The organism is Streptomyces sp. NPDC029526 (assembly GCF_040637405.1).
In the GTDB taxonomy this organism is placed as follows: Bacteria; Actinomycetota; Actinomycetes; order Streptomycetales; family Streptomycetaceae; genus Streptomyces.
Genome location: NZ_JBEZWE010000044.1, coordinates 1 through 7,271, shown reverse-complemented (window position 1 = coordinate 7,271; position 7,271 = coordinate 1). Strand labels below are relative to the sequence as shown.

Below are 7,271 nucleotides of genomic sequence, written 5' to 3'. Positions count from 1 at the left end.
GCACGACGGCGCAGCTCAAGCGGGTAGGGGGAAGGACGTGCCATGACTCGATCCTCTCAAACGATCGAGTCCCTACCGAACCCGGAACGGTTCATTCTCATCCCTCACCGCCTCACCAGGAGCGAACGCCCACTACCGGCGCCGGCGCGAACACGGAGACTGGCACAACGCCGCCCAACGCCACCTGCTCAACCGCTTCCTCGGCCAGCTCCACCACTGTCTCCAAACCCGGCAGCCGTTCGACGAACAGCGCGCCTTCGCCCCGCTACAGCAAACAGCTGCGTGATCTGGAAGTTGGCCACGGGCTCGTCAGTACACCCACTCAGCTGGCTCTGAGTCTCAGCGTGGGAGTCATATCGGCGCAACTACGCAGTAATTGCCAAGAGTTGGAGGTGGGGCGACCAAGGCATCTGTCGGATAAGTGAGTAGCCTGCCCCCATGGTTGCGGGCGAGGGAACCGAGCACACCGGTAACAATCTTGAGGACCAGGGCTGGGGTGCAACGCGTGCCTGGGTGGAGAAGGGGCTCACCGAGGCAGAACGCATCGAGGACGTTTCGAGGTTGCGTGGCGGCTGGACGTCGGAAATGCGCCGTCTGGACATCTGCGGGCCGGGCGGTCGACGGTCGCTGGTCCTGCGGTCTTTCGTCAAGCCCTTCTACGTTCGCCACGCGGAGGGCCTGCTGGCCCGCGAGGCAGCCATTCTGCGCCTGCTCGGCAGCACGGATGTGCCCGCGGCCAGGCTGGTGGCGGTGGACCCGACAGCACAGTACTGCGACCATCCGTCCTTGCTGATGTCCCTGCTGCCTGGGACCGTGCGTCTGGGTGATGAGGGCGCCGACCGGCGTGCCGAACTGCTGGCCCGCCAGTTGCTGCGCATCCACCGGCTGCCAGTGACCGCAGAGGCACGGCCTCGCACCTATCAGGCGTGGACCTCTCCCGAGCGGGTGAACCCGCCGGAAGACACCGAGCGGCCTGAGCTGTGGCAACGGGCCGTGGACGTGATCCGCCGCGAGCCCCCGGACTACCGGGCCTGCTTCCTGCACCGGGACTTCCATCCCGGCAATGTCCTCTTCACCGGCGACGGCGACGGATTGCGGATCAGCGGCGTCGTCGACTGGGTGGAGACCTCGTGGGGACCGGCCGACCTGGACGTGGCCCATTGCTCGACAGCCCTCGCCCTGCTGCACGGGGTTTCCACGGGCATGCAGTTCGCCGACCTCTACGTTGCGGCGGGAGGGACGCTGGCTGAAGATCACGCTTCTCATCTCTACTGGCGTCTGCTGGACGCCTTGGCCTTCGCTCCTGACGCGGAGAAGGTCGCCGTCCCATGGCGCGAATTGGGCCGTGCCAATCTGACCCCCACCTTGCTGACCAGGCGGCTGGAGGGATACCTCCAGGCGCTTTTCGCACGCTACGCCTGAAGCCGGATCGGTGGCCTGCGACCAAGAGAACAACCCCGTCATGCAGGCTGTTGTTCGGGACATTCGAACCACCCGTCTTCCAGGCGAGCCGAGATCGTAAGGGTGCAACGGGTTCGCCTCATGGTCCGCAAGCCGATTACCGAGGCGCCGCTTGACTTGTTCGCCCCCTGAGATGTCTAGGTGGCGAAGTTCGCGCAGTCCGTAATCCGGTGGCACCCATCGCTTCTTCCGTCGTCCGATGGTCTTGCGGGTGTGGGGAGGCGGGTACGGGCAGCCCTGCCTCAGATCGGGTACGCCTTCGGCCAGTGAGCGTTTTCAGCGTGGCACTGGTCGGGGGACGCCGGTGAGGTCGAGGTGACGGCCGCAACACACAAGGTCCCTGTGCCGTGGGGGGAGGTGTTCGAAGTCTCAACCCACCGGCACAGGAGCCCTGTGGTTCCCAATTCTGTCGCACTCGACCTAGAGCACCGGCGCGCAGCCGGAGCAGTTCGATCACACAATCTCCAGAACGTCCCGTACCGGGCGACGCGGTGTGGCCGGCCCACTCGGGCCATACCCGAGGCGCAGCACCATCTGCACCTGGCCCGCGCCCGCCACAGGGTCGCGGGTCAGCAGGCGCGATGCCCGGTCCTCCAGCGTGTGCGACGTCAGGGAAGTGGCCAGATCGGCCAGCGTCGCCTCCAGCAGGACACGCTCCAGCGCCTGCCCTGCGCTCAACCAGTCGGCCGGCCCATCACCAGGGGTGCTCAGAAGGGCCAGATGCGGGTTGTGCTCGAACGTGGTGGTTCCGCGGTCCGCGACACGCCGGCGCCCGGCGAAGTCCCGCACGGGAGCCTTGCCGTCCCGCTTGCGCGGCCCGAAAGCGAACTCGGGAACGCCGTCGACGGCCGTGTCCGCCTCCAGCCCGAGCCGCGTCCAGCGGACCAGGTCCTCGCTCGTCTCCGGGTGGAGAGTGTCTCGGCTCTCGGCGTCATGGATCAGGTCGAGCACGGTCTCGGAGTGCCAGGGTCCGGGGAAGAGAAGGACTGCCCCCTCCCGCTCAGCGGCGTCCTGCAGGGTGGTCCGCACGTTCTCGGGGATGTCCTTCTCGGCGAAGGGATGGCGGCTGGTGTGCCGTCGGCGGATTGCCGGGTTCAACCGCGCCAGCTCCTCGTCCCGCAGGCGCCCCACCTCGTCAGCCAGATGAACGGCAGCGAGCAGTAGTGGGTCCTGCGGGTCGGGCAACAGCCGGACATCCGGGAGAAGGCCCGCATGCGCGGTGGCGACGCGCAGATTGAACAGTGCTGCTCCACAGCCGATGTGCAGGGCACGGTTGTCGGGATCGGACCGGGGCATGGCCCGTTCAGGATCGGCACGCAGCAACAGAACACGCTCGCCGGTCAGGAAGCGGAAACGCCATGGCTGCGCGTTGTGCATGGACGGCGCCGCCGCGGCCTCCGCCACCAGCCCTCTCACGGTCTTCTCATCAAGCTGTCGCGAAGTCATCGTGTTCTCCTCACTCGCCGCGGAAGCGCCGCGGGTCTGCATCGACGTGTGCCCCGATGAGCCAAGCGGTGGACGTGCCGGCACCACGGTCACGACGGCGATCGGCCGCGCCCGACAAGCCACACTCCAGTGTCTGCCCGAGGGCCCGGGCGTCTCACGGATTTACGGGCGCCGCCACAGGTGCGTATGCCGACGGCATCTCCGCGCCAGAGACACTCCGGGACGTGACCGCGCCACGCAAAGCTGTTATCGGCCCTTGTCCGGGTCCCCTCCCCTCGTGCACAGGGTCCCGCAGTGATCATCGAAGGAGGCGCGGTGTCGAGATCGGCCACCGTGAAGGGCTCCTCCGTCCCCGGCGGCACGGCGCCACGCCAGGTGACAGCCCACGGTGCCGGCCCGGCCCTCGACGGGCGCATCCGCCGCGGGGCGACGCGGTCCGGGGCGGGACCTGCCTGCATGAGCCGAGTCCCACGGCTCCTCAGCATGACCTGATGTCGGTCGAGGAATGACTGGTCAGGGCTCGATGTCGAGTACATCCAGCATGGGGCTACGCGGCGTCGCGGGGCCTGGCGGTCCGTATCCGATGCGCAGTATTACCTGCACATGCCCGGTGCCCGTCGCCGGATTACGCAGCGCCCGGCGCAGGTCGGGCCACGCCACGGCTTGGGTGACGAAGGAACTGGACAGGCCCTTCAGGGTAGCCAGCAAGAGGACGCGCTCCATCGCCTGGCCGGCACTCACCCAGTCCTCGGGGCGGTCTCGGGCAGTGCTGAGCAGGGCCAGGTGAGGTCGGTGCTCGAACTCGGCAGCCGCACGGCCTGGCACCGGTCGGCCACCGGAGAAGTCGCGCATCGGCGCCTTCCCGCTGAGCTTGCGCGGACCGAAAGCGTATTCCGGTACTCCTGCGGCGGCCGTGTCCGAGAACGGGACACCTCCGTGGGTCCATCGCTGCAGCTCTTCGCCGATGCCGTGATCGGTGAGGCTGCGGACTTCAGCCTCTCGTGCCAGCTCCAGCACCTCCTGCAGGTGCCGTCCGGTGGGGAAGGCCAGCGAGGCACCTTCGTCGCGTGCAGCGTCCGTCAGTGCAGCCCGTACGGCATCGGGGATCTCCGTCTCCTCGAACGGGTACCGGCTCGTGTGCCGAGTCCGGATGGCCGGATACAGAGCGTCGAGGGCTCCCTCTCCGCTCTCGAGGAAGGCCAGCTGTACGGAGGCGAGCAGCTCGGTGTCCCAAGGCTCCGGCAGCAGCCGCGTTCCCGGATGCCACCCGCCGTGCACGGCCGCGACGCGCAGGTTCAGCAGCGCGGCGCCGCAGCCGAGGTGGAGGGCACGACCGTGGGGGTCGGTGTGCGGTACGGCACGCTGAGGATCCGAGCGCACATAAAGGGTTCGGCTGCCGAGGCAGCAGCGGAACCGCCACGGCTGCGCATTGTGCAGGGACGGTGCAGCTGTGGCGTCGTGGACCAGGGCAGTCGCCGTCTCCCTGGTAAGCGGTTTCGTCGACACCGTGTCCTCCACTCCGAGGCTCCCCCAGGCCCCTGGGCAAGCCCGTGTCCGGGCCCGTGCACCTCCAGGCTGCCACTGCCGCACGCCCGGACGCACATGGGCCGACCGGCCCGAGCCGACAAGCCGACGGTCCCGATCAGTGGCGCACCAGGCCGACAGGGCTGAACGGTCCCTTACTGGCGAGGACCGAGATGGCGGGCCGAAGGGCCTTCTCCGTCCGGACCCGGTCGGCTGCCCCAGGAACGGCCGGCGACCTATGACGGGTCGGTGGCGTGGGCCCGGGTCCAGTCGTGGTGGCGCAGCCGGGCATCCCTTATGCGCCGACGTGCGGCTGCGGTGCGCAGCGAGACTGGGAGTGCCGGAGATGTGTGCGGTCCTGTGTCTCCCCACCATCCCGGTCCGTCGGGCACCCGACAGAGCAGACCGGTGGACCGGTCCGGCCCGCGTGCTGCCGCCTGCCGAAGACCACGACGCCGGCCTCGCGCGTGCCCGCCAGCGAGGCGTGGGCCAGTAAGGGGCGCCTCCTCGCTCTCCCGCGCCGGCGCCCGCACGGCGCCGTCCTCCACGGCCCTGGTCAACACCGGCAGACCGGGGGACGCCGCTCGTGGACTGTTCGACGGCCGATGCCAGAACCGGCCCGGCCGGACGAAAAAGGCCCCCGGAAGGGGAGACGAGACGTTCAAGCGGTGAGGTTCACTCCGTACAGGGTGCGTCCGCCGATGAGTTTACGTCCGGTGACCAGTTCCGGCTCGATGCGGACGAAAACCTCCTGTGGCGCGGGCACCCAGGAGATCGGGCCGGTGCGGGTCAGGCGTTCGTGTTCGGCGGGGTCGGTCACCACCGTGGCCGAACCGGTCACGACAACGCTCCAGCCGGAGTGCCGGGCCTCGTCGACGTCATCCGTCTCGAAGGCGACCACCGCGCCGTCGATCGCGCGGACCAGATCCGACGTCGCGGAGGTGCGCAGCAGGACCGCGTCATCATCGTCGAGGCTGAAGTTGACCGGCAGCACTGCGGGCAGGGCCCGGCGTGTGAAGACGATACGGCCGACGGACATCTTGGCCATCAGCCGCAGCGACTCCTGCCGCCCGAGTTCGCGGAAACCGTCGTTGGGGTACATCAGCCAACCTGTCCTTCGCCGGGTACTGCGGTGTCGAGTCCCGTCCAGCCTGAGCCGCGTGGGGCAAGGAGGGAGCGGGCCATCGGTCCCTGTCCTGCCGGAAAACGACCCGTGTCACACCGCGATCGGTCCCCCATGGGGCCCGGCCCTCCGGGGAGGTGCCGGCGCAAGCCGCTGAGCCGGCATGGCTTCGGAGTGCCGGAAATCAGCGAAGCCAGGATGAGCACGCTCTCCACCTCACGGTTTCCAAGGTTCTGGCAGCGCCACGCACTTATGTGTGCGTCAGCTCGTCGGCGATGTGTGCCGCCCATGCTCCGACCGCGGTGAAGTCGCGGAAGTCCCCGCCTTTTCCGTCGCGGAGGATCATCCGTGCGACCCGTCCCTTCGCCCCCTTCTCCAGGCAGCCTCCGAACGTGACGTGTTCCCTGGCGTCAAGCCGGATCATGGCCTTCTTCACGCCGGGTACGGGCGGGATGTCCCGTTCCGAGGCCGAGGCGTCGAGGGGGCCGCTGCTGAACAGCCACAGTGGGCGGTCGGCCAGGTCGTGGCTGTGCCGGCGGAGGAATCGGCGGGCGTGCTTCTGCCAGCGACCGGCGTACAGTCCGCCACCGGCCACCACGGCGTCGTACGACGTCACGTCCAGGACGGACCGGGCCGGAAGGACCTCGACCGTCAGTCCTGCCCTGTGCAGGACGTCGGCGATGCTCCGGGCGATCCGCGCCGTGGATCCGTTCGTGGTTCCGTAGGTGACCAACACGGTGCCGGTCATGGGGATGCGCCTCCTCTCACAGTCGGCGCAGCCAGTCGTCGGCCACGCCGTGCAGCGCCGGTTCCTGGATGCGCAGGTGCGCGTCGTCCAGTCGGTAGGTGAGTTTGTCGACCACCCCCACCACGCCGTCGATCCGGCGGGTCATCGACAGGGCGATCTCCCTCTCGCTCTTGCGTTCCATGTGGCCGGAGAGCGCGACAACGCCCTCGACCACGGACACGTCGATACTGCCGGGTGCCAGCCACAAGGTGCGCGTCAGTACCTCCTCGATCACCTCGTCGCGGATCTCCCTGTCGGGGCGCAGGAAGACCTGGAGCAGGTCGCGGCGGGTGACGATGCCGACCAGCCGGTCCTCCTCGTCGAGTATCGGCAGTCGTTCCACCTGGTGCCGGGCCATGGTGCGGGCGGCCTCGACGACGGTGTCGTCGGCGTGGGCGGTGACGGGCGGCTCGGTCATGAGCCGGCCGGCGGTGCGGGCGTTCGCCTTCGCCGCCTGGCGTCGGGCACCGCGCGTCAGACCGGGGAAGGAGAAGCGGCGGTGCGGTCCCGGGGTGGCGGCCTGACGTGTGATCAGGTCCGATTGCGAAAGGACGCCGATGACCCGGTCTTCCTCGTCGACCACTGGCAGTCCGCTGATCCGGTGGGCCGCGAGCAGCCTCGCGACCTCCTTGAACGGGGTGCCGTAGTCGACGCGGACGACATCCGTGGTCATCACGGAGCCGACCTTGTTACGCTTCATGTCTTTCCTCCTCGACGGAGTCGGCGTGGACATGGATCCCGGAGCCGTACGGCACCAGGCGGATCCGCGTGACGAGCACGGTGACGCCGTCCTCGCCGCCGGAGTTCCTCCACATCTCCTGACACCTCAAGCGTCCTGAACCGTTCCGGGTTCGATCGAGACTCTAGGTTATGACTGTGACCTGGGGCTTCGTGGTTGCCCGGTAGTAGTTGGTCTCGTATTCGGCGGGT

Annotated in this window: 7 protein-coding genes and 1 pseudogene; 2 read left to right on the top strand and 6 right to left on the bottom strand. The window is 68.6% G+C overall.

Features of this window, described 5'->3' with window-relative positions; genetic code table 11:
* Positions 1 to 91: 91 nt before the first annotated feature.
* Both AB0F01_RS31315 and AB0F01_RS31310 read left to right on the top strand, forming a co-directional pair.
* Positions 92 to 286, top strand: a pseudogene (locus AB0F01_RS31315) (IS110 family transposase); the annotation flags it as partial.
* Positions 287 to 438: 152 nt separating this feature from the next.
* Complete coding sequence (locus tag AB0F01_RS31310) at positions 439 to 1,422, top strand: phosphotransferase (protein ID WP_362102755.1); 984 nt, start codon at positions 439 to 441, stop codon at positions 1,420 to 1,422.
* A gap of 492 nt (positions 1,423 to 1,914) precedes the next feature.
* Here the strand turns inward: AB0F01_RS31310 and AB0F01_RS31305 are convergent, their stop codons facing one another.
* The 6 genes from AB0F01_RS31305 to AB0F01_RS31280 form a co-directional block, all read right to left on the bottom strand.
* Positions 1,915 to 2,907 (bottom strand): nitroreductase, encoded by a 993-nt coding sequence (locus AB0F01_RS31305; RefSeq protein ID WP_362102752.1) that lies wholly within the window; start codon positions 2,905 to 2,907, stop codon positions 1,915 to 1,917.
* Between the two features lie 513 nt (positions 2,908 to 3,420).
* Positions 3,421 to 4,425: a nitroreductase family protein gene (locus AB0F01_RS31300; protein ID WP_362102749.1), complete on the bottom strand. Its 1,005-nt coding sequence runs from the start codon at positions 4,423 to 4,425 to the stop codon at positions 3,421 to 3,423.
* Positions 4,426 to 5,092: 667 nt separating this feature from the next.
* Entirely contained in the window at positions 5,093 to 5,533 is a 441-nt protein-coding gene (locus AB0F01_RS31295; protein ID WP_362102746.1) for a pyridoxamine 5'-phosphate oxidase family protein, read from the bottom strand.
* A 271-nt stretch (positions 5,534 to 5,804) separates the two neighbouring features.
* A complete protein-coding gene (locus AB0F01_RS31290; RefSeq protein ID WP_362102743.1) occupies positions 5,805 to 6,302 on the bottom strand; it encodes a flavodoxin domain-containing protein in 498 nt (165 codons plus the stop codon).
* A gap of 16 nt (positions 6,303 to 6,318) precedes the next feature.
* On the bottom strand, positions 6,319 to 7,041 hold the full coding sequence (locus AB0F01_RS31285; RefSeq protein WP_362102740.1) for a CBS domain-containing protein: 723 nt from the start codon (positions 7,039 to 7,041) through the stop codon (positions 6,319 to 6,321).
* Positions 7,031 to 7,156: a hypothetical protein gene (locus AB0F01_RS31280; protein ID WP_362102737.1), complete on the bottom strand. Its 126-nt coding sequence runs from the start codon at positions 7,154 to 7,156 to the stop codon at positions 7,031 to 7,033. The genes AB0F01_RS31285 and AB0F01_RS31280 overlap by 11 nt, the downstream gene beginning before the upstream one ends.
* Positions 7,157 to 7,271: the final 115 nt, after the last annotated feature.